Source organism: Oleiphilus sp. HI0067 (assembly GCF_001635735.1).
Map to the genome: position 1 here is coordinate 1 of NZ_LWFI01000579.1, position 792 is coordinate 792.

1 protein-coding gene is annotated in these 792 nt (G+C 38.3%); it reads left to right on the plus strand.

The features are described 5' to 3' along the window. On the plus strand, nt 1-501 hold a 501-nt coding region (gene trmY, locus A3739_RS06695), incomplete at its 5' end, for a tRNA (pseudouridine(54)-N(1))-methyltransferase TrmY (RefSeq protein WP_068500809.1). Nucleotides 502-792 lie beyond the last annotated feature (291 nt).

Genomic DNA, 792 nt, shown 5'->3' on the forward strand with positions numbered 1-792 from the left:
GCCCATACTTTAATGAATGCAATGTTCGTTGCCAAGTCTCACCGCCATGATGTTGTTGTGCATTTGGTGCTTGAAAGTACGCAGGATTTTTCTCGGACTGTTACATTTACCTCATCTGAACTGAGTAACATTGGCGGATTTCACGAAGCTGCATTACTCGACAAAATTGCTAAGGCTTTAAAGATGTCTGCTGGTATGGAGAAAGAGAGGTTCAAGCAGGTAGAAGCAGGTATTTCCGTTCAAACCATGAGTTTTGAAAAATTAATCAAAGAGCTCGCTAAGACTAATGAGCTATATATGATGGATGTTAAGGGAAATTCGATACGTACGATGGACTTCAAAGAAAATCCTTGTTTCATTTTGACGGACCACATTCCGATGCCCAAGAAGAGCTTTAATAGTTTGAAGCGCCTAGGTACAGAGAAGATTAATGTCGGCCCTAAAATGCTTTTTGCCTCGCAATGTGTGGTGTTGATACATAATGAACTAGATCGTCTCTAGATAAGGGTTCTAAATACAATATTGACGGATATATTCGTTTAGAATGATGTCATTCTGAGAGATGTCATGATGATCGAAACTTGGTATTGAAATCAGTTAGTACATCACTAACTTTGATCACGTACATGTTTTTCATGCGTCTTTTCAATGGCAATCGATGCTATATTTTCTAATAAATCGCCCAATTTTAATAGTTAGGCAGCGAGTTAATTTCTTTGTAGTGCCATCATTGTTGGGATTTAAGTTATCTTATTTTTTCAGTCCTAACGCCTCGTTGGAGTTACTTCGTCA